19 protein-coding genes are annotated in these 23272 nt (G+C 65.9%); 8 read left to right on the top strand and 11 right to left on the bottom strand.

Annotated features, from left to right (window positions below; all coding sequences use genetic code 11):
* The first annotated feature begins 497 nt into the window (after positions 1 to 497).
* Positions 498 to 839, top strand: coding sequence for a hypothetical protein (locus BRSPCE3_RS05935; RefSeq protein ID WP_244064822.1), 342 nt, complete (start codon positions 498 to 500; stop codon positions 837 to 839).
* Between the two features lie 26 nt (positions 840 to 865).
* On the opposite strand, the gene BRSPCE3_RS05940 is transcribed toward BRSPCE3_RS05935, so the two are convergent.
* Positions 866 to 2635, bottom strand: coding sequence for a carbamoyltransferase C-terminal domain-containing protein (locus tag BRSPCE3_RS05940; protein WP_244064824.1), 1770 nt, complete (start codon positions 2633 to 2635; stop codon positions 866 to 868).
* Between the two features lie 256 nt (positions 2636 to 2891).
* Between BRSPCE3_RS05940 and BRSPCE3_RS05945 the strand changes: the two genes are divergently transcribed.
* The 5 genes from BRSPCE3_RS05945 to BRSPCE3_RS05965 all read left to right on the top strand — a co-directional run bounded on the left by BRSPCE3_RS05945 (position 2892) and on the right by BRSPCE3_RS05965 (position 8137).
* A complete protein-coding gene (locus BRSPCE3_RS05945; RefSeq protein WP_244064826.1) occupies positions 2892 to 3962 on the top strand; it encodes an LLM class flavin-dependent oxidoreductase in 1071 nt (356 codons plus the stop codon).
* Between the two features lie 19 nt (positions 3963 to 3981).
* The gene (locus BRSPCE3_RS05950; protein ID WP_244064828.1) at positions 3982 to 5589 is read left to right on the top strand and encodes an amino acid adenylation domain-containing protein; all 1608 of its coding nucleotides are present in this window, start codon (positions 3982 to 3984) and stop codon (positions 5587 to 5589) included.
* Positions 5586 to 5867 (top strand): acyl carrier protein, encoded by a 282-nt coding sequence (locus BRSPCE3_RS05955; protein ID WP_244064829.1) that lies wholly within the window; start codon positions 5586 to 5588, stop codon positions 5865 to 5867. Before BRSPCE3_RS05950 ends, BRSPCE3_RS05955 begins: the two co-directional genes overlap by 4 nt.
* The gene (locus BRSPCE3_RS05960) at positions 5864 to 7099 is read left to right on the top strand and encodes a GNAT family N-acetyltransferase (RefSeq protein ID WP_244064831.1); all 1236 of its coding nucleotides are present in this window, start codon (positions 5864 to 5866) and stop codon (positions 7097 to 7099) included. The genes BRSPCE3_RS05955 and BRSPCE3_RS05960 overlap by 4 nt, the downstream gene beginning before the upstream one ends.
* Before the next feature lie 63 nt (positions 7100 to 7162).
* Positions 7163 to 8137 (top strand): bifunctional 2-polyprenyl-6-hydroxyphenol methylase/3-demethylubiquinol 3-O-methyltransferase UbiG, encoded by a 975-nt coding sequence (locus BRSPCE3_RS05965; protein ID WP_244064834.1) that lies wholly within the window; start codon positions 7163 to 7165, stop codon positions 8135 to 8137.
* A 45-nt stretch (positions 8138 to 8182) separates the two neighbouring features.
* Here BRSPCE3_RS05965 and BRSPCE3_RS05970 read toward each other — a convergent pair whose 3' ends face one another.
* From BRSPCE3_RS05970 to BRSPCE3_RS06005, 8 genes are all read right to left on the bottom strand, one after another.
* A complete protein-coding gene (locus BRSPCE3_RS05970) occupies positions 8183 to 9265 on the bottom strand; it encodes an isocitrate/isopropylmalate dehydrogenase family protein (protein WP_244064836.1) in 1083 nt (360 codons plus the stop codon).
* A gap of 164 nt (positions 9266 to 9429) precedes the next feature.
* Positions 9430 to 10500, bottom strand: a complete 1071-nt coding sequence (locus tag BRSPCE3_RS05975; protein WP_244064838.1) for an alcohol dehydrogenase — start codon at positions 10498 to 10500, stop codon at positions 9430 to 9432.
* 139 nt (positions 10501 to 10639) lie between these two features.
* The gene (locus BRSPCE3_RS05980; RefSeq protein WP_244064840.1) at positions 10640 to 11608 is read right to left on the bottom strand and encodes an ABC transporter ATP-binding protein; all 969 of its coding nucleotides are present in this window, start codon (positions 11606 to 11608) and stop codon (positions 10640 to 10642) included.
* Complete coding sequence (locus tag BRSPCE3_RS05985; protein ID WP_244064842.1) at positions 11605 to 12591, bottom strand: ABC transporter ATP-binding protein; 987 nt, start codon at positions 12589 to 12591, stop codon at positions 11605 to 11607. The genes BRSPCE3_RS05980 and BRSPCE3_RS05985 overlap by 4 nt, the downstream gene beginning before the upstream one ends.
* A complete protein-coding gene (locus tag BRSPCE3_RS05990) occupies positions 12588 to 13457 on the bottom strand; it encodes an ABC transporter permease (protein WP_244064843.1) in 870 nt (289 codons plus the stop codon). The genes BRSPCE3_RS05985 and BRSPCE3_RS05990 overlap by 4 nt, the downstream gene beginning before the upstream one ends.
* Positions 13444 to 14394 (bottom strand): ABC transporter permease, encoded by a 951-nt coding sequence (locus BRSPCE3_RS05995; protein WP_244064845.1) that lies wholly within the window; start codon positions 14392 to 14394, stop codon positions 13444 to 13446. Before BRSPCE3_RS05995 ends, BRSPCE3_RS05990 begins: the two co-directional genes overlap by 14 nt.
* 6 nt (positions 14395 to 14400) lie before the next feature.
* Positions 14401 to 15942: an ABC transporter substrate-binding protein gene (locus BRSPCE3_RS06000; RefSeq protein WP_244064847.1), complete on the bottom strand. Its 1542-nt coding sequence runs from the start codon at positions 15940 to 15942 to the stop codon at positions 14401 to 14403.
* 116 nt (positions 15943 to 16058) lie between these two features.
* Positions 16059 to 17228, bottom strand: coding sequence for a CaiB/BaiF CoA-transferase family protein (locus BRSPCE3_RS06005; protein WP_244064848.1), 1170 nt, complete (start codon positions 17226 to 17228; stop codon positions 16059 to 16061).
* A gap of 212 nt (positions 17229 to 17440) precedes the next feature.
* On the opposite strand from BRSPCE3_RS06005, the gene glgA reads away from it, so the two are divergent.
* Both glgA and BRSPCE3_RS06015 read left to right on the top strand, forming a co-directional pair.
* The gene (gene glgA, locus BRSPCE3_RS06010) at positions 17441 to 18868 is read left to right on the top strand and encodes a glycogen synthase GlgA (RefSeq protein ID WP_244064850.1); all 1428 of its coding nucleotides are present in this window, start codon (positions 17441 to 17443) and stop codon (positions 18866 to 18868) included.
* A gap of 181 nt (positions 18869 to 19049) precedes the next feature.
* Positions 19050 to 20108 carry a class I SAM-dependent methyltransferase gene (locus BRSPCE3_RS06015; protein ID WP_244064851.1) on the top strand — a complete coding sequence of 353 codons (1059 nt, stop codon included), beginning with the start codon at positions 19050 to 19052 and terminating at the stop codon, positions 20106 to 20108.
* A gap of 77 nt (positions 20109 to 20185) precedes the next feature.
* On the opposite strand, the gene BRSPCE3_RS06020 is transcribed toward BRSPCE3_RS06015, so the two are convergent.
* The gene (locus BRSPCE3_RS06020; protein WP_244064853.1) at positions 20186 to 21808 is read right to left on the bottom strand and encodes a L,D-transpeptidase; all 1623 of its coding nucleotides are present in this window, start codon (positions 21806 to 21808) and stop codon (positions 20186 to 20188) included.
* 216 nt (positions 21809 to 22024) lie between these two features.
* Positions 22025 to 23263 carry an MFS transporter gene (locus BRSPCE3_RS06025; protein WP_244064856.1) on the bottom strand — a complete coding sequence of 413 codons (1239 nt, stop codon included), beginning with the start codon at positions 23261 to 23263 and terminating at the stop codon, positions 22025 to 22027.
* Positions 23264 to 23272 lie beyond the last annotated feature (9 nt).

The following is a 23272-nucleotide window of genomic DNA, read 5'->3' on the forward strand; positions in this document are numbered from 1 at the left end:
ACGCCGCGAACGCGATCCACCATGCCGCAGGGATCGGCCGCAGGCCGGTCGCCACGATCGCCACGCGCCGGTCGGGCCGGGAGATGTCGAAGCGCTGCCATCAGCGATGGCAGCGCTTTTTCTTTGACTGCGACAGCTCCTCAAAAATTTGTGATCCGGGCAAGCGCTGCAGCGCGCCGCTCCGACTACGCGGTCGCGAGCAGGCATTGCCTCATGGCCGCATCTCGAGCTGAACGAGCTTCGCGCGCGCCGCTGTGCGTGAGCACGGACCCTTCCGGCTCGCGCACAGGCTGCGCATCTCATGCGGCGCGTGCGCGCACGATGCGTCGCCATTCTGTCGCGCGGCCAATTGTCACCGGCGCGATGCGCGACCTCACAACTCCCGCAATTCCTGCGTTGAAGGAGCATCGCCAAACCAGGTGCACCTGCCGGTCTTTTTTGTCGCAGCAACGAAGTGGCCGCATCGACGTTTTCAGGCTTCAACCAAGGAGACTTCAATGAATATCAAGCTTGCCGTTATTGGACTGGCCGCGCTCGGAAGCGCAGCGTTGATGTCCGGCGCGGCATCGGCGCTGCCGAACGGGCTTCCGCAGGCCAGCCACATCGCAGGCGAAACGTCCAATGTCGACAAGGTGCGCCAGGTCTGCGATCGCTGGGGCCGCTGCTACTGGCAACCGGGCTACGGCTACGGACCGCGCCATCACGGCTGGCATCATCGTCCGCACTTCCACCATCGCCATCATCACCAGGGGTACCGCCATCACGGCGGCCATCATGGAGGCGGACATCATGGAGGCGGCCATCACGGCGGCGGACATCACGGCGGACACCGGCGCTGATCATTCGCGAGGGGGCTTCGGCCCCCTCACCCTTTTTCGCCCAAGCGGCGGACCAGCAAATTATCGAGGAAGAGATACTCGATACCGGTGCCGAGGAAGGTATCGATCGCCTCCCGCGGAGTGTTGACGATCGGCTGACCCTTCACGTTGAAGCTCGTATTCAGCACCATTTCGCGGCCCGTCACCCGGCCGACGGCGCGCAGCAGCGTGTGGAATTCCGGATTGTCGCGGACGTCGACCGTCTGCACGCGGGCCGAGCCGTTGACATGGGTGATCGCCGGCAACGCTGTGCGATGCTCGGGGCGCACGTCGGCGGTCATGATCATGTAGGGAAGCGCGAGACCCTTCGGCACCTCGAACCAGTCCTGCACCTGCTCGAGACTGACCGCCGGCGCGAACGGGCGGAAGGCTTCGCGCATCTTGACCATCGCATTGATGCGGTCACGCATGTCGGGATGACCGGGATCGGCCAGGATGCTGCGGTGTCCCAGCGCGCGGGGGCCGAATTCCATGCGTCCGCGGTACCAGCCGAGCACGCGTCCGGCCGCGATCAGCCTGGCCGCCACCGCGCAGGTCTGCTCGAGATCCGCAAAGCGCGTGATCTCGATGGGTCCGGCGGTGTCGGCGAGCGCCCGGTCGATCTCGGTCTGGGCGTGCGCGGGGCCGAGAAACGGGACCGGCATCCTGACGTTCTCCACGCCGCCGTCGCGCGATGCCGACCAGAGCGCAGCGCCGAGCGCGGAGCCGTCATCGCCGGCGGCCGGTTGAATGTAGATGTCGTCGAACAGGCCGGACTGGAGCAGGCGGCCGTTGGCGGTGCAGTTGAGCGCGACGCCGCCCGCCATCGCGAGCCTGCGCAGCCCGGTGCTGCGGCCGAAATGGCCGCAGATGTGAAGCATGACCCTGTCGAGGCATTCCTGCAACGCCGCGGCGACGTCGCGATGGTTGTCGGTGACGTCGCGATCGGGCGCGCGGGCCGGGATCAGATTATCGTCGAGATGGCGTCGCGTCGCGCCATAGGTCTCGCGATCGCGGCGATCGGTGTTGAGGCGGAGCAGAGGAATCCTGATCAGGCCGTCGTCGCGCAGCTCCACGGTCCGCTCGAAGAAGCGACGGTGGCGGGCGGGGTCGCCGTAGGGAGCGAGCCCCATGATCTTGTATTCGTCGGAATTGAAATCGAAGCCGAGATGCAGCGTCAGGGTCGAATAGAGGATGCCGATCGAATCCTGGGCGGTGATTTCGGCGAGCTTGTCGAGCGCGTTGTCGTGCGCGTGATAGACGGTGACGGCGTGGACCTCGCCCATGCCGTCGAGCACCACCACCAGGCATTCGTCCCATCCGGAGGTGTAGTAGGCGCTGGCGGCGTGGGACAGATGATGGTTGACGTGATGAACCTTGCCGGCGGGAAATCCGGGCAGGTGCTGATCGACCTGCGAGAGCAGTTTTTCGCGCGAGAACACTTCCCGGTATTGTCGCGCGGAGGTCGGATCCAGCATGAACGCGGCTTTGTAGGGCGAATAGTCGAAGCCGTGGGAGATCGCGTCGATGTCGGCCGGCTTCAGACCGGCGCTTTCCAGGCAGTAATTGATCGCGCCGATCGGGAAGTCGCCGCTATGTTTCCTGCGGTTGAAACGCTCTTCGGCGGCGCCGGCGACGATCCTGCCGTCGACCACCAGCACCGCCGCGGAATCGTGGCCCTGGGAGATCCGGTATTCGCGTTCTTCCAAACCCGGCCAGTGCGTCTTCTTGAACGGGATCGAGCTCTCGAATCCACTGATGCCTATTACATTCGCCATATTCAACAACCCCTGGACGGATCACGCTCAAGGGAAATTCGAGCAGGTTCCGCAGCATCGTTGCAGACAGACCGGGGAAATCAAGGTCCGCAAAAGCGCAGTGCCGCCGCCCCGGAATAGTCGGCGGCGCATCGATCCCCATCCGCTTGACGGAGTACCACCTTTGCGCCGGGTGAGCTGCCGAACGCATCTGCTACCGTGACACGGTTTTCCGCCAAATCACGGCGTTCGGACGCCTTTCACATGGAGGTGGACGATGGACGCGCTGTCCGATGTTCGGTTCGAAGTCTTCAGTACGTGCCCGCAATCCAGCGCAGTCCCAGCCGCGGACTATGTCGAACGGGTGCAGGCCGTCGCCCGCTGGAGTGAAGAGGCGGGCTGCAAGGGGATCCTGGTCTATACCGAGAATTCGCTGGTCGATCCCTGGCTGGTCTCGCAGGTCATCCTGCAGAGCACCAGGGAGCTCTGTCCGCTGGTCGCAGTGCAGCCGGTCTACATGCATCCATACAGCGTCGCCAAGATGGTGAGTTCGCTCGCGCATATGTACGGACGCCGGCTCTATCTGAACATGGTCGCGGGCGGGTATACGACCGAGCTTGCGGCGCTCGGCGATGCGACGCCGCACGACAAGCGATACGCCAGGCTCGTCGAGTACACCGGCATCATCAAGCTGCTGCTCGAGAACACCGAGCCGGTGACATTCGAAGGGGAATCCCACGTCATCCGCAATCTCAGGATGACGCCACAGCTGCCGCCGGAGCTGCAGCCCGGCGTGTTCGTGTCGGGCTCCTCGGAAGCAGGGCTCGCGGCCGCCAAGGCGCTCGGCGCGACGCCGGTGAGATATCCGAAGCCGGCCGCGGAGTACGGCCAGGCGGATGCCGCCGACTGCACCGGCTCGGGCATCCGCGTCGGCATCATCGCCCGCGCCAGCGCCGAGGAGGCCTGGCAGGTCGCGCATGCGCGCTTCCCGACCGACAGGAAGGGGCAGCTGGCGCACAAGCTCGCCATGAAGGTCTCGGATTCGGCGTGGCACAAGCAGATGTCCGATCTCGCGGCCGAGACGGCCGCGCAGGACACGCCCTATTGGCTGGTGCCGTTCGAGAACTACAAGACGTTCTGCCCGTATCTGGTCGGCGACTACGAGGTCGTCTCCGACGAGCTCGCACGCTACGGCGCGGTCGGCTACGAAACGTTCATCCTGGACATCCCGCCCAGCCGCGAGGAACTGATCCATACGGGCGAGGTCTTCCGGTTGGCGCTGACGAAGGCCCGGCGTCTGAAGTCGTTCGCGCTTCGCGATCCGGCGCGTCCGGGCCTTGCAGGCTAGGCCAGACGAGGATCGGTCGATGGAGTTGCGCGCGGACGGATCACGGCGGGGGTTGTGGACGGGCTTCCTGCGCTCGGCGACGCTGTTTCCCGACCGTCCTGCCGTCGTGGCGCAGGGCGGATCGCTGTCGTACCGGCAGCTTCGCGCGATTGCCGTGCGCGTCGCGGCCTGCATCCAGGCCCATCGCGAAGCATCATGGACGCCTCTCACCGCGGTGTTCGCGCATCGCAGCACGACCGCATTTGCCGGCGTACTCGGATCGCTGCTGGCCGGACACGGCTACGTGCCGCTGAACCGCACGTTCCCGGTCGAACGCAGCAGGTCGATGTTGGTCCGGTCGGAATGCCGCTCGATCATCGTCGACGCGGAATCCCTGCCGCAGATGGACGCGCTCATGGAGGGCGTGGACGAACCACTGCTCGTGATCGCGCCCGGTCTCGAGGACCCGCGCCCCTATCGCGAACGATGGCCTCGGCACGCCGTGGTCGGGGCCGCCGATCTCGAAGCCTACGCCGACTGGCGCGAGCCGGACGCGTGCCGGGACGCGATCGCCTATCTGCTGTTCACGTCCGGCAGCACCGGAGTCCCGAAAGGCGTGATGGTCGCGCACCGCAACGTCACGGCCTATGTCGATCATGCCGTGGAGCGCTTCGCCATCACGGAACAGGATATCGTCTCGCAGACCTTCGACATGACGTTCGACCTGTCGGCGTCCGACATGTTCGTGGCGTGGGAGCGCGGCGCGTGCGTGTGCTGCCCCTCGCAGAAGACGCTGCTCAATCCGGGCCGGTTCATCCGCGAGCAAGGGCTGACGGTCTGGTTCTCGGTGCCCTCGATGGTGGCGCTGATGAAGCAGTGCGGTCTGCTGAAGCCGGGAGGGTTTCCCTCGCTGAGGCTGAGCCTGTTCTGCGGCGAGCCGCTGCCGATCAGCAGCGTCGAGGCCTGGACGGTGGCCGCGCCGAACAGCGTCGTGGAGAACATCTACGGCCCCACCGAGCTGACCATCGCGTGCACCGGCTACCGATGGGAACCGAAGCATGCGTCGGCCGAGTCGGAGATGGGTATCGTGCCGATCGGCGCGCCATTCCCGGGCATGAACGTGCTCGTCGTCGACGAGCAGCTGGACGAGGTTGGGCCGGGCGCGGACGGTGAACTGCTGATGAGCGGTCCGCAGATGTCGCTCGGCTATTGGAAGGATCCCGCAAAGACCGCAGCGGCCTTTGTCGTGCCGCCGGGACGGACGGAGGTGTTCTACCGCACCGGCGATCGGGTGCGCCGGCCCACCGGCGATAGCCCCCTCACCCATCTCGGCCGCATGGATTCCCAGGTGAAGGTCCTCGGCCACCGGGTGGAGCTCGGCGAGGTCGAGGCAGTGGTGCGCGAGGCCTCCGGCGTCGACGGCGTGGTGGCGATCGGCTGGCCCATCACGGCGAGCGGCTATGGCGGCATCGAAGTGCTGATCGAAGGCGGCCCGGTGGATCTCGACGCGCTTCGCGCAGCGGTCGCCGCCCGGCTGCCGGACTACATGGTGCCCCGACGATGGCACGTCCGCAGCCGGTTGCCCCGCAACGCCAACGGCAAATACGACCGCAAGGCCATGCCCGCGGTGATGGGAGACAGTCAATGAATGGTCCGACCCCGGACGACGTCCGCTCGTTCTTCGGCGCCTTCCTCAACCGCAAGCTGGAAGACCGCGGACAGCGTCCGCTGCGCGATCTCCCCGACGACTATGATTTGCTGCTGTCGGGTGCGCTGGATTCGCTGGGCTTCGTCGAGATGATGATGGCGGCCGGCGAGCACTTCGACCGGGAGATCGATTTCGAGAACCTCGACCCGGAACAGATGACGCTGATCGGCGCGCTGTGCCAGTTCGTCTCGGCCCAATTGAGGCCGCATCCGTCATGACGTACGCCAAGAGCCACGTCACCGACGTCCTGCTTCCGTTGCTGAAGCCGCGGCCGGAGCCGGTGGCCAGCCACGTCGAGCCGGACCTGCTTGCCAGGCCGTTGTCTCCGGCGAGGCAGCGCGAAGTGCGGTTCTCGGACTTCGAGGCCGTCGCAGACCTGAAGGAGCGCTACGGCCTGCCGAAGGACAACCCGGAGAACTGGCACCGGCTGTGGCGGCAGAACCCGGTGCTGGCGGCGACCGGGTCGCAGCCCGGCATGGGCTGGGTGCTCGAGACCGAGGCGGGCATCGTCGGCTATCAGGGCAGCCTGCCGCTGCTCTACCGGCTCGGAGACCGTACGCTGGTTGGCGCGGTCGGCACCGGCCTCGCCATCGATCCGGCCTACCGCGCACGCGGCATCGGGCTTCTGACCGCGTTCTTCCGGCAGCCCGGCGTCGATCTCGCCTTCGTGACGTTCGCAATCGAATCCGCCGTCAAGCTGTCGAAGGCGCTGCAGGGGCGGACGCTGGCGCAGCCCGACTTCGCCAAGGTGCTGTTCTGGGTGCTGGACCCGCCTCGGTTTGCGCAGACGCTGGCGTCGAAGCTTCGCCTTTCGGGCGGAACCGCCGCGATCGCGAGCGCGCTCGGCGCGACGGTTCTGCGGGCCGACATGGGACTGCGCCGCGGGCCCGGACGATCTTCCGGAGGACCGCGCGATGACGGGTTTGACGTCGCCGCAATCGACGTCAACGAGATCGGCGACGAGTTCGAGGATCTGTGGCGGCGCAAGCTCGCCGAGGAACCGCGGCTGATGGCGGACCGCGGCGCCGCTTCGCTGCGCTGGCACTTCACCATCCCCGGCGGCACATCGCGCGCCGCCGTGCTGCGCTGCCGCCGGGCCGGTCGTCTGGCAGGCTACGCCATCCTGGAGCATTCGACCGACCGCAAGACCGGCCTGCGCCGCGCGATGCTGGCCGACATCCTGGCGGAACAGGACGATCCGGCGGTGACCGAGGCGCTGCTCGAGGCGGCCTACGCCAACGCCGTCGCCGCCGGCGACGACTTCTTCGAGGTGGTGGGACTGCCCGCGCATGTGCGGCGGATCCTGATGCGCTGGAGGCCTTATGTCAGGACCTATCCGACCGATCCGCTGATCTACCGGACCGGAGACGAGCCCCTCGGCCGGTTCCTCGCCGATGGCAACGGCTGGTACGCCGGCCCGATGGACGGCGATACGACGCTACTGCCGTAGCCGGCGGGGCGACCGCTCGCTGCATCGCAACGGTTGCGCGCTTCTGTGAAAGGGAAGTTGACCATGACGTCCGTCGATATGCTCAAGCGCCAATACGAGGCATTTCCCTACCCCACCAATACGTCAAGCAATGGCGGCTACCGGGAGCTGGTCAATCTCATGAAGTTGCTGCGTCTGGATTGCGGGTACCACCTGCAGCGAAGGCGAATTCTCGATGCGGGCACCGGCACCGGCTTGCGGTTGCTGGAGCTCGCCGCGGCATTTCCTGACAACGACTATGTCGGGATCGACTATTCGGAAAACTCGATTGCCTGCGCGGAGCGCGCCAAGCAAGCATTCCCCGCTGCGCCGGTTTCGTTCCGGGTCGGAGATATCATGGCCGCGGACCCGCAAGGCGGACCATTCGATGTGATCCTGTGCATGGGCGTGCTGCATCATCTGCAACGTCCCGCCGAAGCGATCGAGCGGCTGTCCCGCCTCCTCACCAGCCGCGGCGTGCTCATCTTTTACGTGTACGGGGAATACGGCTCTGGAGAGCGATTGCGCAGGAAGCGGCTGCTCGGTCACCTGCACGGCCAGGACCAAGTGGGGCAGAAGATCGAATCGGCAAAACGCCTCGGATTCACCGACTTCCCGTACGGATGGGCGGTTCAAGATCCGACCGACGTCGATCCCATGATCGTCGACGCCTATATCAACCACTACGAGGTTCTGTACACGCTCGAGACCATCGGGAAATTGGTTTCGAACAGTCTTGCGGCGTGCGTGCCTTACGGCTTCACGTTGGAGCGCAATGGCCTGTTGGTGGAATCGAGGCTCGACGCCCGCTTTGCAATGCCGGTCGCGCGCACCGATCCGCGAAGCAAGCTCAATTCGCCTGATCTCGAAGAGGTCTACGCCAGATTGCCCAAACGCCAGCAACTGCTCGTTCTCGAGGATTTATACGCGCCGGCAGGCTACACGATGCTGGCACACAACGGGGGATTCCTCGGCGAAGTCAGCCGGCCCGAACGGCTCACTGCGAATGCCTGGCAGTGATCCCTTTCGCGACCTCCTCGCGGTGACGCAGTCCGACCGCGTCGCCTAAAGCGCCGCCAGCACGGCCTTCGCGACATCGGCGGTGCCGTTGCTGCCGCCGAACTCGAACGGCTTGATGCCGCCGGCATAGACCTTGTCGACCGCGCGCTCGATCCGCTCTCCGGCTTCGGCAGCGCCTTCGAGACCGTGCTTGTCGGCGAACCAGTCCAGCATCATCGCCGTCGACAGGATCATCGCGGTCGGGTTGGCCTTGCCCTGCCCCATGATGTCGGGCGCGGTGCCGTGACACGGCTGAAACACCGCATAGCGATCACCGATATCGGCCGACGGCGCCATGCCCATGCCGCCGATCAGGCCGGCGGTGAGATCGGACAGGATGTCGCCGAACATGTTCTCGGTCACCATGACGTCAAAATCCCAGGGACGCTTCACCAGCGCGGCCGCGGTCGCGTCGATGTAGAGATGGTCGGCCCTGACCTCAGGATGGCGCTTCGCGGTCTCGTCGAAGATGTTGCGGAAGAATGCGAACGCCTTGAACACGTTCGCCTTGTCGACGCAGGTCAGCCCGCCATTGGCCCTGCCGCGCGCCTTGCGGCGTTCGGCAAGCCGGAACGAGAATTCGAACAGCCGCTCCGAGGTGTGACGTGTGATCACCATGGTCTCGCGCGCCTCGCGGTCGGTGACGACGCCCTTGCCCATCGAAGCGAACAGGCCCTCGGTCGATTCCCTGATCACGACGAGGTCGATGCCCTTCTGGTCGGCGCCGACGATCGTGCTGCTGACGCCCGGGATCAATCGCGCCGGCCGTACTCCGGCATAGAGATCGAAGATCATGCGCAGTTCGATCTGCGGCGCGATCTCGGTGTTGTCGGGATAGCGCACCGACGGCAGGCCGCAGGCGCCGAGCAGGATCGCGTCGGCCTCCTCGCACAGCCGGATCGTGCTCTCCGGCATCGACTTGCCGGTCTCCTTGTAGTGGCCGGCACCGGCCGGGGCCTCGGTGAAACGGAATTTGAGATCCGTGGTCGCTTCGATCTTGCGCAGCACGTCGAGCGCCGGCGCCATCACCTCGGGGCCGATGCCGTCGCCGCCGAGGACTGCGATGTGGAGTGCGTTGTTGGCGGACATGGAAATCTCCGGAATCGGCAGGAAACATTGTGCCCGTCATTGCGAGCGAAGCGAAGCAATCCATGCCGCTGCTGCGGAGATATGGATTGCTTCGTCGCGTCAGTGCAAAATTGCTTTGCAATTTTGTCACGAGCTCCTCGCAATGACGGATGGGCCGAACCGCCTTACGGCGTCAGCACCGCGCGTCCGACGAGCTGGCCCTTTTGCAGGTTGGTCAGCGCCTCGTTCGCCTTGGCGAGCGGCATCGGCGTCACCGGGATCGCCGGGATCTTCTTGGTCCGCACCAGGTCGAGCAGTTCCTGCGTCTCGCGCAGATTGCCGACATAGCTGCCCTGGATGGTGACCGCCTTGATCGGGATCAGCGGCAGCGCCCAGGTCGCGCCGCCGCCGAACAGGCCGACGATCACGAGCTTGCCGCCCTTGGTCAGGCAGTCGAAGCCGAGCTGCGAGGTCTGGGCGTTGCCGACCAGGTCGATCGCGGCGCGGATCGGCTGGCCGGCCTTCTTGATGAGTTGCTCCAGCGCATCGGGCGCCTTGCCGTCGACGGTCGCGAGCGCACCGGCGGCCTCGGCCGCCTCGCGCTTCCTGGCGTCGATATCGACCACGATCGCACCCTTGCCGCCCATCGCCTTCAGCAGCGACAGCGCCATCAGGCCGAGACCGCCGGCGCCGAAGATCACGATCGGCGTGTCGAGATCGTTCTCGACCTTCTTCAGCGCGCTGTAGGTCGTGACGCCTGAGCAGGCGTAAGGCGCGGCGGTGACGGGATCGAGCCCTTGCAGGTTCAGCAGATATTTCGGGTGCGGCACCGTCATGTGATCGGCGTAGCCGCCGTCGCAATAGACGCCGAGCGCATTCGGCTTGATCGCGCACATGTTCTCGTCGCCGCCGAGGCAGGTCGGGCATTTGCCGCAACCGAGCCAGGGATAGGCCAGCGCGACGTCGCCGACCTTGAGGCCGCCCTTGTCGGCGTCCTTGACGTCGGGCCCGAAGGCGACGATCTCGCCAACCGTCTCGTGGCCCATCGTGCGCGGCAGCGAGACGCCGCGATCCTTCAGCGACAGCGGCTTGCGGCCATGGCCGAGATCGTAGCCGCCCTCCCAGATGTGCAGGTCACTGTGGCAGACGCCGGCGGCCTTCACCTTGATCAGCACCTGCGTGCCGGACGGCTGCGGCGTCGGCTGATCGACCTCTTTCAAGGGGGCGTTGAAATCGACGACCTGGAAACTCTTCATCGCTGTTCTCCCGAAGCTTGTTCTTGCGGCGGACCTTGCCACGCCTGCCCGCGCGGGACAAACGCTGATGACCCCATTTCGCGCAAGCCGCCATGCGGCTCGATCGAGGGCCAGGGACCTATTTCAGACAGAGCCCTGTTCAGACCAGCGGATGATGGCACGCCGCGAACTGGCCGGACGCAACCAGGCGCAATTCCGGCACCTCGCTCGAACAGCGCGCATCGGCCCGCGGGCAGCGGGTACGGAAGCGGCAGCCGGAGGGCGGCGCGATCGGCGACGGCGGCTCGCCGACCGGCACGCTCTGGGTCGGGCGGACATCCGGATCCGGCACCGGGATCGCTTCGATCAGCAGCGCGGTATAGGGATGCGCGGGGCGCGCGAACAGCTGTTCCGACGGACCGACCTCGCAGAGCCGGCCGAGATACATCACCGCGACGCGATCCGAGACCGCCTTCACCACCGCGAGGTCATGGGCGATGAACAGCAGGGTCAGGCCGTAGCGCGCCTTCATCTCCTCCAGCAGATTGAGGATCTGGGCACGGATCGAGACGTCGAGCGCGGATACCGGCTCGTCGCAGATCACGAATTCCGGATTGAGCACCAGCGAGCGCGCGATGCAGATGCGTTGGCACTGTCCGCCGGAGAATTCATGCGGCAGGCGGCCGCTCACCAGCGCCGGATCGAGGCCGACCGCCGATAGCACCTCGCTGACGCGCCGCTTGCGCTCCTCGGGATCCTTGACGCCCGCGATCACCAGCGGCTCGGCGACGATATCGCCGATCCGCCGCCGCGGATTGAGCGAGGCGATCGGGTCCTGAAAGATCAGCTGCACGCGCCGGCGCATCTTGCGCAGCGGCTCGCCCTTCAGCGTGGTGAGATCGTGGCCGTCGAACAGCACCTTGCCGGAGACGGCCTGGCGCAATTGCAGCACGGCACGGCCGAGCGTGGACTTGCCGCAGCCGGATTCGCCGACCAGCCCCAGCGTCTCGCCGCGCGCGATCTCGAGGCTGACGTCTGAGACGGCATGGATGGTCTTGCCTCCTACCGAATATTCGACGACGAGGTTTTCCACTTTCATCAGCGGATTGGGTGCAGCCTGCAGCATCATGCGCCGCCTCCCGCCGCGATCGGATGGAAGCAGGCGTAAAGATGCTCCAGTGTCTCCGCCGGGCTGAGCCGCGGCTTCTCCGTGCTGCAGCGACCCGCGGAATAGCGGCAGCGCGGCGAGAACGAGCAGCCCTTGAGCGGCCGGGTCGGATCGGGCGGCCGTCCCGAAATCGCCGGCAGCGGCGTGTGCGGCGGCACGTCGAGCTTCGGCAGCGCGGCGAGCAGCGCCTCGGTGTAGGGCATCCGCATCTGCTTGAACAAGGCCGGCGTCGGCGCGCGCTCGACGACGCGTCCCGCATACATCACCGCGACCTCGTCGGTGCGGCCGGCGACCACGCCGAGATCATGCGTGATGATGATCATCGCCATGTGGCGGCGCTGCTGCTCGCGCGCCAGCAGATCGAGGATCTGGGCCTGGATCGTGACGTCCAGCGCGGTGGTCGGCTCGTCGGCGATCAAAAGCTGCGGCTCGCAGGACAGCGCCACCGCGATCGCGACGCGCTGGCGCATGCCGCCGGAGAGCTGGTGCGGATACTGCGTCAGGCGCTGCTCGGGCGCGGGAATGCCGACCGCTGCCAAGAGTTCGACGCTGCGCTGCCTGGCCTGGGCCAGATCGAGTTCGAGATGTTCGACGATGGTCTCGATCAGCTGGGTGCCGATGGTCAGCACCGGATTGAGCGAGGTCATGGGATCCTGGAACACGACCGCGAGCGAGCGGCCGCGCAGCTTGCGCAATTTCTCCGCCGACAGCCTTGTCAGATCCTGCCCGTCGAACATCACGCGGCCGGACAGTTTCGCTTTTTTGGGCAGCAGCTGCAGGATTGCGCGCGACAGCATGGTCTTGCCGCAACCGGACTCGCCGACGATGCCGAGCGTCTTGCCGGCGCCGACTTCGAGATCGACATGATCCACCGCCCGCAGATTGCCGCGCGGCGTCGGCAGATCGACCACCGCATTCTCGACCGAAAGCAACGCACCGCTCATAGCGCACCCTGCCTCGGGTCGGTCAGGGCGCGCATGGTATCGCCGATCAGGTTGAAGGAGAGCACGGTCAGGAACATCCCGATCGCCGGAATGAAGGCGAGCCGCGGCGCCACGTCGAGGCTTTCGCGCCCTTCCCCGATCATGCTGCCCCAGCTCGAGATCGGCGGCGGCACGCCGAGACCGAGGAACGACAGCGAGCCCTCGACCACGATGGTGACTGCGACGCCGAGCAGGAAGAAGGCGAGCAGCGGCAGCATGACGTTCGGCAGCAGCTCGCGCAGCAGGATGCGCGTATGCGTGGCGCCGAGCGCCTGCGCCGCGATGACGAATTCGCGCCGCGCCAGCGACAGGGTCGCGGCCCGCGCCACCCGCATGAAGGCGGGAATCCCGAGTACGCCGAGGATGCAGGTCAGATTGAAGATCGACTGGCCGAGATAGGCCGTGACCGCCAGCGCCAGGATCAGCGGCGGGAACGCCAGCAGCACATCCATGCCGCCGACCACGAAGGCTTCGAAGCGCCCCCGGAAATAGCCGGCGAGCATACCGAGCGCGCCGCCGATGGTGACCCCGATCATCGGCGCGCACAGGCCGACGATCAGCGAGATGCGTGCGCCAAAGATCAGCCGCGACAGCTCATCGCGGCCGAGCCCGTCGGTGCCGAGCCAGTGCTCAACCGAGATCGGCGCCCGCCGCTCCAGCATGTCCATGTCGGTCGGGCTCGGCAGCGGCAGCAGGTCGGCAAAGATCGCGACCGCGAACACCAGCACCATCCAGCCGATCGCGATCCAGAACAGCGTGCCGAGCCGGCGGCGGCGAACCGGCGTCGCACCCGCCTCCTCTTCGAGGCTCAGCTCAAGCGTGGCCATGGCGGATCCTCGGGTCGAGAAGGGCGTAGAGCATGTCGACGATGAAGTTCATGATCACGAAGCCCGCGGCGACCAGCAGCACCACGCCCTGCAGGATGATCAGGTCGCGGGTATAGATCGCGCCGACCAGCAGCCGGCCGATCCCAGGCAACGCGAAGATCGATTCGACGATGACGGCGCCGCCGATCAGCCGGCCGATATTGATGCCGGTGATGGTGACGAGGGTCAGCGACGACGGCTTCAACGCATGCACGAACAGGATGCGCGACGGCTTCAGGCCCTTGGCCTTGGCGAGCGCGATATAGTCCTCCTGCAACGCCGCGATCATGTCGGAGCGCAGCACGCGCATGATGCCCGGCCATTCCGCAAGCCCGAGCGTCAGCGCCGGCAACACCATGAAGCGCAGATTGGCGAGCGGATCCTCGGTGAACGGCACATAGCCGGTCGCCGGCAGCAGCCGCAGCTCGACCGCAAACAGGTAGATCAAGAGGATCGCGGACAGGAAGGTCGGCACCGACAGCATGGCGAAGGCCGAGCCGGTCATGAAGCGATCGAACGCGGAGCCCGCCTTGGCCGCGCAGGCGATTGCGAGCGGCACGCCGATCGCAAGCCCGATCAGCTCGGCCAGAATCATCAGCTCGAACGAGATCGGGACGCGCTCGCTGACCGCCTGCAACACGGTCTGCCCGGTGCGGAAGGACCGTCCGAAATCACCCTGCAGGATGTGCCACAGCCAGCCGAGATAGCGCAGCCAGATCGGCTGATCGAGCCCCAAGTCGTGACGCAGGGCCGCGACGTTCTCGGGCGTCGCCTGGTCGCCGAGGATCACGTAGGCCAGATCGCCCGGCAACAGCGAAGCGATCACGAAGGTCAGCACCGAGACCGCGATCAGCACCGGTACCAGGTACAGGAGCCTGCGCGCGACAAAGAACAGCATGAAAGGCTATTCCTTCCAGGCGTAGGAAACGTCGAGCACCCCGTTGAACATTTTCGGCACGCCCTTCACCTTCACGCTCGAGATCGCGTAGTAGGTGTTCTGGAAGGTCCAGAACCAGATCGCCTCCTTGTTGATCAGGCGGCTGATCGCGCAATAGTCCTCGGTACGCTGGGCGACATCGGCGGTGGTTCGCGCATGCTCCAGCAGCCGGTCGAGTTCCGGATTGGAGTAGTTCGCCAACGCGACCGGGCTGCCGGTGTGGAAATTGGCGTACATCTGCGGATCGGGATCGGCGAGATCGACGATGCGCCATGGCGTGAGCTGGAACTGGCGCATGAAGGCGCGCGGCGGAATGGTTGCCTGATCGACCTGCTCGATCTCCATATTGGCGCCGATGCGCTTCCAGAATTGCTGCAGCACCTGACCGCCGGTGCGGCCGCGCGGCGTCGCCGTGACCAGCATCTTGAACTCGACCGGTTTGCCGTAGTCCTTGAGCAGCGCCTTGGCCTTTTCGACGTCGTAGGGCAACGCGCCGTCATCCTTGCACTTCACCCAGGACCCGTCGCCGTAGGGATTGCTGGCCGGCCGCGCCAGGCCATTGGTAATCGCCTGCGACATCTTGTTGCGGTCGAGCGCCATCACCAGCGCCTGGCGCACGCGCACGTCGTCGAGTGGCGGGACCTTGGTGTTGAAGGCGGCGACTGAAGCGCCCGAGCCTTCATAGGTGTGCACGGTCAGGGTCGAGTCCTTGCGCGCCTTGATGATGTTGTCGGCGTCGGCTTCATCGTCCCAGATGACGTCGGCCTCACCCGATTGCAGCGAGGCAAACCGCGACTGCGCATCCGGCAGCGGCTTCAGGATGATGCGGTCGAGATAGGGTTTGCCCTTGTCCCAATAGTCCGGATTCTTCTCCAGCACCATGCGGTCGCCGGCTGTCCAGGATTTAAGGATGTAGGGACCCGTGCCGACCGGGTTGCGATTGTAATCGTCGCCTTTGGTCTTCCAGGCGGTCGGCGACTGCATCACGTTGTTGGAGCTCTGGATCGACTGGGTCGCCGGAAAGTTCACCGACGGGTCGCTGAAATTATAGACCACCGTCAGGTCATCGACCGCCTGCACGCTGGTGATGCTCGTGATGTAGAAGGCGCAACGGCACTTGTTGGCCGGGTCCTTCTGGCGGTCGAAGTTCTCCTTCACCGCCTGCGCATTGAACGGCGTGCCGTCGTGGAATTTGACGCCGGGCCGCAGCTTGATGGTCCAGGTCTTGAAGTCGTCGGAATGCGTCCACGATAGCGCGAGCTTCGGCTTCGGCTCGCCCTTGTCGTCGAGCGTGGTCAGCGTGTCGAAGATCGCGGCCGCCGCGGTGTTGGCCGACGTGTCGTAGACGCCGACCTTGAGCGGGTCGAAGCCCGGAATGTCCAGTTCCTGGCCGACGGTGAGCGTACCGCCCTGCTTCTGCGCATGAGCCGGTGCAGCGAACGCTGCTGCACCTAATCCCGCCACAAGAAATATGCGCGCAACCGCGTGCGCGCGCCCGGCCAGCTTCATCAATGCTCCCTCCCAGGTGGGCGACGTCCGGTGTTCCGGATCGTCGTATTCGGGCGGCAGCTTGTCCGGAATCGCCGCGCGCGACAAGACCGTAATACGGATGAAAAGCCGCAGGCTTAACTGCGCGCGCTCTTCGGTGCCGCGAATCCCGCGATCTGATCGTCGGAGAGGCCGATCTCCTTCAGATAGGACAGCGTGTGTTCGCCAAGCGTCGACATCCGCTTGCGCGCACCGACCGCGGCGCCGGACATCCGAAACGGCAGATTGAGCACCTTGAAGCTGCCGCCGCCGTCCGCGACCTCGGCGAGCGCGCCGCGATGGGCGATTTGCGGATCGGCAAGCGCCTCTCGCACCGTGCGATAGGCCGACGACGGCACGCCATACTCGTTGAGCGCGGCGAGACAGGCCTGCGTGCTGACCGCGCGCGACCACGCCTCGACGCCCTCCATCAGGCCCGCCCAGTTCTCCCGCCGATCGGAATATTTGGCGAAGCGCGGATCGGACACCCATTCGGGCCGGCCGATCACCTGCATCAGGTTCTGGAATGTCTTCTCGCTGGCGATCGCCACCATCACATAGCCGTCGGTGGTTTCGATCGGGCCGAACATCGGCCGCTGGGTCTGCTTCACCTCGAATTGCGTCCACTGCAACTCATTCAGGGTCAGGCTCAGCATCGATTCCAGCATCGAGACATCGATATGCTGGCCCGTGCCGCTGGCACTGCGCTGGTAGAGCGCCGCCGAGATCGCGCCGAAGGCGTACACGCCGGTCAACACGTCGGCGTGATAGATGCCGCAATAGTCGGGCCGGCTGCGGCCCGGCTGGTAGGCGAGATGCGCCATCTCGTAACCCGAGGCGGCGTGGATCACCGGCGCGTAGGCCGGCAATTCCGCCGACGGGCCGGTCTGGCCGTAGCCGGAGATCGAGCAGAAGATCAGCTTCGGGTTAATGTCGCGGATCGAGGCGTAGTCGAGCTTCAGCCGCCGCATCACGCCGGGGCGGAAATTCTCCACCAGCACGTCGGCGGTCGCGATCAGCCGGCGCACAGCCTCGACGCCGGCAGGCGACTTCAGGTCGAGCACCAGACTGTTCTTGCCGATATTGAGCTGGCCGAACGCCGTCGAGCAATTGTTGCGCAGCGGCGGCCGCGTCCGCATCGTCTCACCTTCGGCGGGCTCGATCTTGATGACCTCGGCGCCCATGTCGGCGAGCATCCGCGTGCAATGAGGTCCGGCGATCGTGGTCGAAAAATCGAGCACGCGAAGGCCGTCGAAGCTGCGTGTCAAATTCCCCTCATCGTCAGCGGCTATTGTCGTTGCCAAGGCTTCCTCCAGCTTCGTCGTTTCGATCGTTCGGCGTGGCGTGACCCTAAAGTGAGCCGTGCTGACAGGAAAGCGTCTCATCCAGACCGGGACTGCGGGCCGTCTTGCATTTTACTCAAAGGCAGATTGGACCCGATCTTGCATAGCCCTGTCACGGGCTGGAACGAGGGCGCTTGTTGAAGGTCTTATTCGTCACGACGGAGATGGACGATTTCGTCCGCGTGGGCGGGCTCGGCGCCGTTTCCGCTGCGCTTCCCCGGGCGCTCCGCTCCTGGAGCGACGTCAGGATCATGCTTCCCGGCTACCGGGATGTGGTCGAACAGTTCACGCATATTGAAATCGTTGGACAATGCGCAGCGCTTGCCGAGATGCCGGCCTGCACGCTCGGCCGCGCATCGACCAAAGACGGGCTGCCGGTCTATGTGCTGCTGTGTCCTCAGCTCTACGACCGGCCGGGCAATCCCTACGGCGATGAGTCCGGCCGCGACTGGCCCGACAACGATATCCGCTTCGGCCGCTTTGCCTCCGCCGCTGCCGAACTTGCAGCCGGAACGCTGGACAAGAATTGGGCAGCGGACCTCGTGCACGCCAATGACTGGCAGGCCGCGCTCACACCCGCCTACCTCGCGTGGCGCGAGCTGCGGATTCCCTCGATCCTGACCATCCACAACCTCGCCTATCAGGGCCTGTTTCCGAAGGACTCGCTGCGGCGGATCGGCGCACCTGAAAGCTCCTTCCACATCGACGGGCTGGAGTTCTACGACAAGCTCTCCTTCCTCAAGGGCGGCCTCGTCTACGCCTCGCATCTGACCACGGTCAGCGCGACCTACGCCAGGGAGATCACCACGGCTGAACTCGGCTGCGGGCTCGAGGGCCTGCTCCGCGTCCGCTCCGACGCCGACCAGCTGACCGGTATCCTGAACGGCATCGACGAGAGCTGGGATCCGCGCCATTGCCCGCAGCTCGCGCAGCCGTTCGGCGCCGGCGACTGGAAGGGCAAGCAGGCCAACGCCGATTATGTCCGCCGGCAATTCGGGCTTGCGGTCTCGCGCGGACCGATCTTCGGCCTGGTCGCGCGGCTGGTGCATCAGAAGGGCGTCGACCTCGTGTTGTCGGCCGCCGACGAGATCATCAGCCATGGCGGGCAGATCGTCGTCACCGGCAGCGGCGAGCCCGCGATCGAGGATGCGCTGGTGGCCGCGCACCGGCGCCGGCCCGACGCGATCGGCGTCATCATCGGCTTCAACGACGCCCAGGCGCGCCGGATCTTCGCCGGCAGCGATTTCACCCTGATGCCGTCGCGTTTCGAGCCCTGCGGCCTCAGCCAGATGTATGCCCAGCGTTTCGGCTCGCTGCCGATCGGCCACCAGACCGGCGGGCTCGCGGAGACCATCGCCGACGGCGAGACCGGCTTCCTGTTCTCGCAGCCGTCGGCGGAATCCTTCCTCGGCGGCGTCAGGCGCGCGTTCGACGCCTACCGCGCCAAGGACCGCCTCAACGCGATGCGCGCCAGCGCGATGGCCAAATCCTACAGCTGGGACCTGTCGGCCGCCTGCTACGGCGCGCTGTACCGGAGGCTGATCATGCCACGTGCGGCGGCGTAGGCCGCGCGCCTCGCAAGCTTGTGAAGCCGGGCTGCCGTGGGATCCCACCCGCCCGGTAACAATCGCTTCATTGCACCGAACCTTCTAGGCGGTTACGTCGCCCCACGACTGGACGACGACGCATGCGTGAAATTGCGAATGATGGACTTTTGGCCAAACGCGATTGCGATGGAGGAACATCATGGACGTCAACGAGGAACGTCTTAATTCATTCATGGGAAAGATGATTGGCGACGTCGGCGCGGCAATGAACGCCTCGCTGATGCTGCTGGGCGACAAGCTCGGGCTCTACAAGGCCCTCGCCCGGCAAGGACCGATGGACGCCGCGGCGCTTGCCAAGGCGACCGGAACCTCCGGCCGTTACGTTCAGGAATGGCTTTCGGCACAGGCCGCTTCCGGCTACGTCGAGTACGACACGAAGACCGGAAAATTCTCGATGCTGCCCGAGCAGGCGCTGGCGCTTGCCGACGAGGACAGCCCGGTCTTCCTCGGCGCCGTGGGAAGCCTCGTCGGCGCGACCTTTCTCGATGAGCCGAAAATCACCGACGCGTTCAAGACCGGCAAGGGTGTCGGCTGGAACAAGCGCAGCGAGTGCCTGTTCTGCGGCACCGCCCGCTTCTTCCGCACCAGCTACAAGCACTATCTGGTGCAGGAATGGCTGCCGGCGCTCGAGAGCGTCGTCGACAAGCTGAAGAAGGGCGCCGTCGTCGCTGACGTCGGTTGCGGGCACGGCGTCTCGACGCGATTGATGGCGGAGGCGTTTCCGAAATCAACCTTCTACGGCTTCGACTATCACGACGGCTCGATCCAGGCGGCGCGGATGTCCGCCAAGGAGGCCGGATTGTCGGACCGCGTCCATTTCCAAACCCACTCCGCCAAGGACTTCCCCGCCAACAAGTATGACCTGGTGTGCTTCTTCGATTGCCTGCACGACATGGGCGATCCGGTCGGCGCCCTCAAGCACACCCGCTCCACCCTCGCCGATGACGGCACCTGCCTGTTGATCGAGCCGTTCGCCAACGACCGGCTGGAGGACAACCTCAATCCGATCGGGCGGGTCTATTACGCCGCTTCGACGATGATCTGCACGCCCGCCTCGCTGGACCAGGAGGTCGGGCTCGCGCTCGGCGCGCAGGCCGGCGAGACCCGGCTGCGCGAGGTGGCGCGCCAGGGCGGCTTCTCACGGTTCCGACGCGCCGCGGAAACGCCGTTCAACCTGATCCTGGAAGCTCGCCCGTAACAACGCCACGCGCTTGGACGGCGGCATCATGCCGCCGTCCAATGCTCAGAGTTCTGTTCGATCGAAGGCCGCGCCTTCTACCAGTCCTGCGATTGCCAGTAGTACTGGCCGCCGCCACGCCGGCGCGGATTGGCGGCCTGCGGATTGTTATAGTACGGCGTGCCGTACTGGGTCGGCGCTTGCGGATTGCCGTATTGGGGATACCCGTACTGGGTGCCCGACTGGGGATTCCAGCTGCGCTGACTGAAGAAGCCGAAGCCGTCATCACCGCTCGCAACCATGTCGTCGTTCATCATGGGCCGGGTCGGCTTGCGCGTGATGAACCCGCCCTGGGGCTGGTTGCTCAGCACCGCGACGAATTCGGTGCGATAGTTGGTCTCGGCGCTCAGCGGCTCGTCCGAGATGATGATCGACGAGCGCGGCACGGCGGTCGGCGCGATGCGGTCCAGCACATCCTGCGGGATCGTGATGCGGTCGAGCGCGTCCTTGGCGTTGTCTCCGTCGTCGATCGTCACCTCGGTCCAGTGCAGGCCCGAGTCGTTGCGCGACATCGCCGTGTAGATATGCGTGCCGATCGGCTTGTCCGGATCGCGGATCGTAACGGGAACCTCGATGCTTGAATCGAACACCTCGCCGCCGTCGGCCCATGGCTTATGGGTGTTGCGCCGGACGTAGAGCTTCTGCGTCGCGCGGCTGATGTAGACCGACACCGGCTCGGTCGCCAGCTTCGCCTCGGTCGCCGCCTTCTGGGTATCCGCCTTCTTGGTCTCGGCCGCCTTGGCTGCGTCCTTCGCCGCTGCCGCGGCGTCGAGCTTCGGCTTGGCGTCGCCCTGGGCCGCCTCGAACTGGGTGGTTGCTTCCGCGGCCCTGGCGGCGGCCTTCTGCTTCAGGTCCTCGGCGCGCACCTTGGCCTGGTCGGTCTTGGCATTGGCGAGCGTCTTGTCGGCGAACGCAAGCTCGGCGTCGGCGCGGGCCTTGGCCTTCTCCAGCTTGCGCAGGGACGCCGGCGTGAACAGTGCAGCTTCCTTGGTCGCGGCCGCGGCGGCCTTCTTCGCCTCGTCGGCCGCTTTGGCGGCATCCGCGGCCTCGCGCGCCAGCTTCTCGGCACGCGCCGGAGCAGCCGCGATGGCCTGCGCGTTGGGCACGAACAGCGCCGGGTGGGTGAAATCCTCCGGAGCCGGGTCGTTCGGCGCGATGATCACCCGCATCCCGATCCGGGTCCTGTCGAACAGCTTCTCGGCGAAGTCGTAGGGCATCCGCACGCAGCCGTGCGAAGCCGCATATCCCGGCAACGGCCCACCATGCAGCGCAATGCCGTTCCAGGTGATGCGCTGCATGTTCGGCATCCAGGCATCGTCATAGAGGGTCGAGTGGTGGTCCTTGTCCTTTTCGATCAGCGCAAAGACGCCGGCCGGCGTCTCGCGTCCCTTGACGCCGCTCGACACCGGCGCGCGGTAGATCCAGCCGTCGGCGTCGTAGAACGTCACCTTCTGGGCCTTGATCGACACGATCGCCATGATCGGCTCGCCGGCGGTGCGCGGTGCGGTCGCCTCGACGGTCGCCGCTGGACGCTGCTGTTTCGCCGCGGCGGCGCCGGTCAGTGACGCAAGTGTGACTAACGCTGCGAAAGTCACAAAGGCGGGATGCCCCCAACGCCGCATCGCTCCGAAGGTTTGCGCCGTCGTCGTTCGATTTTCCATGCCATTCCTCGGTCGAAATGCCTGCCCGCGTTGCGTCGATCCATACCAGATCGCGATTTTGGATAGATTAATCCGGGGGACTATCGGCGCGTTCCAGCAGCAAATCACTCATATATGACGGCGCATGCGGGAGAAAGGGTGCGGTGCGGCCAAAACCGCCCCGCAGCCGCCGAAATCCGTGGTCCGGAAGGTGGCCAATGCCGGCACGTCTCGCCATCATGCCGTCCGCCGCGTTTCCGGCATCACCAGCCAGATTACAAACAGCCCGAACGCGGCGACGCCGGCCAGGCCCATGAAGGCGGTGCTGCTGCCGAGCTTGTCGCTGACATAACCGGCCAACACCGTGCTGAGCGACGCGCCGATCCCGACCGCGGTGCCGACGATGCCTTGCGCCAGGTTGAAATGGCCGCTGCCGAACGCCACGTCGGCCACGATCAGCGGCACCATCACGCTGAAGATCGCCGCGGTGATGCCGTCGAAGATCTGCACCATCACCAAGAGATAGGGATCGCGCACCGTTGCGAACAGCAGGCCGCGGATTACCAGCGAGGCGAAGGCGATCAGCAGCAACGGCCGCCGGCCCCAGGCCTGGGCCTTGCGGCCGACCGACGGCGAGCACAGCGCGACGATCGCCTGCGGCACGATGATGCAGGCCGCGATCAGGACCGGCGCCCATTGGCTCGACCGTGTCGTGACAACGCCCGCCATCAGCGGCAGCATCGCGGCATTGGCAAGCTGAAACAGCATCATCGCGCCAGCGAAGATCAAGAGCGGCCGCTGCCGCACCAGGGCGACGACGCTGGTGGCGCGCTTGTCGGGAACCTCGCGCTTCACCTCGCCATGGGCCTGCGCGATGTCGATCTCGCGTTCGCGGATCCGCGCCAGCGACAGCAATGTCGGGATCGCCAGCATGAAGGTCACGAGGAACACGGAACGGCTCGACAGGAAATAGCCGCAGGCGCCCATCAGCGCCGCGGCTGAGCCACTGCCGAGCGACGCGAAGCGCGCGTTGCGGCCAAGCCGTTCGCCGATCGCGAGCGGCCCGACCAGGCCGAGGCTGATCGCGGCGATCGCAGGTCCCAGCACGCAGCTTGCAAGCGCGTGCAGCGTCGCGGCGAGCGTGACCACAGGGAAGATCGGCCACAGCGCATAGGCCAGCGCGCTGGCGCCGATGGCGGCAACCGCGCAGCCCGCGACGACCCGCTCCGAGCGCGCCGCATCGACGATCGCGCCGCCCGGCATCTGGCCCAGCAGGCCGATGATGCCGCCGATCGAGAGCACGAAGCCGATCTCGACCTGGGTCCATTTCTGCGTGGTCAGATAGACCGCGATGAACGGGCCGAAGCCGGTCTGCACGTCGGCCAGGAAGAAGATGAACCAGTCGAGCCCGCGCTGGCTTTCGCGTGACGGCCCGCGCGGCGGCTCCGGACTGGGCCGATCGGGAACAACTGACACAATTTGAGT

Origin of the sequence: Bradyrhizobium sp. Ce-3 (genome assembly GCF_022835695.1) — a bacterium.
Lineage (GTDB): Bacteria > Pseudomonadota > Alphaproteobacteria > Rhizobiales > Xanthobacteraceae > Bradyrhizobium.

Excerpts from the sequence above, each read along its gene's own strand:
- BRSPCE3_RS05935 (WP_244064822.1), top strand. The coding sequence starts at position 498 with ATGAATATCAAGCTTGCCGTTATTGGACTGGCCGCGCTCGGAAGCGCA.
- BRSPCE3_RS05940 (WP_244064824.1), bottom strand. The coding sequence starts at position 2,635 with ATGGCGAATGTAATAGGCATCAGTGGATTCGAGAGCTCGATCCCGTTC.
- BRSPCE3_RS05945 (WP_244064826.1), top strand. The coding sequence starts at position 2,892 with ATGGACGCGCTGTCCGATGTTCGGTTCGAAGTCTTCAGTACGTGCCCG.
- BRSPCE3_RS05950 (WP_244064828.1), top strand. The coding sequence starts at position 3,982 with ATGGAGTTGCGCGCGGACGGATCACGGCGGGGGTTGTGGACGGGCTTC.
- BRSPCE3_RS05955 (WP_244064829.1), top strand. The coding sequence starts at position 5,586 with ATGAATGGTCCGACCCCGGACGACGTCCGCTCGTTCTTCGGCGCCTTC.
- BRSPCE3_RS05960 (WP_244064831.1), top strand. The coding sequence starts at position 5,864 with ATGACGTACGCCAAGAGCCACGTCACCGACGTCCTGCTTCCGTTGCTG.
- BRSPCE3_RS05965 (WP_244064834.1), top strand. The coding sequence starts at position 7,163 with ATGACGTCCGTCGATATGCTCAAGCGCCAATACGAGGCATTTCCCTAC.
- BRSPCE3_RS05970 (WP_244064836.1), bottom strand. The coding sequence starts at position 9,265 with ATGTCCGCCAACAACGCACTCCACATCGCAGTCCTCGGCGGCGACGGC.
- BRSPCE3_RS05975 (WP_244064838.1), bottom strand. The coding sequence starts at position 10,500 with ATGAAGAGTTTCCAGGTCGTCGATTTCAACGCCCCCTTGAAAGAGGTC.
- BRSPCE3_RS05980 (WP_244064840.1), bottom strand. The coding sequence starts at position 11,608 with ATGATGCTGCAGGCTGCACCCAATCCGCTGATGAAAGTGGAAAACCTC.
- BRSPCE3_RS05985 (WP_244064842.1), bottom strand. The coding sequence starts at position 12,591 with ATGAGCGGTGCGTTGCTTTCGGTCGAGAATGCGGTGGTCGATCTGCCG.
- BRSPCE3_RS05990 (WP_244064843.1), bottom strand. The coding sequence starts at position 13,457 with ATGGCCACGCTTGAGCTGAGCCTCGAAGAGGAGGCGGGTGCGACGCCG.
- BRSPCE3_RS05995 (WP_244064845.1), bottom strand. The coding sequence starts at position 14,394 with ATGCTGTTCTTTGTCGCGCGCAGGCTCCTGTACCTGGTACCGGTGCTG.
- BRSPCE3_RS06000 (WP_244064847.1), bottom strand. The coding sequence starts at position 15,942 with ATGAAGCTGGCCGGGCGCGCGCACGCGGTTGCGCGCATATTTCTTGTG.
- BRSPCE3_RS06015 (WP_244064851.1), top strand. The coding sequence starts at position 19,050 with ATGGACGTCAACGAGGAACGTCTTAATTCATTCATGGGAAAGATGATT.
- BRSPCE3_RS06020 (WP_244064853.1), bottom strand. The coding sequence starts at position 21,808 with ATGGAAAATCGAACGACGACGGCGCAAACCTTCGGAGCGATGCGGCGT.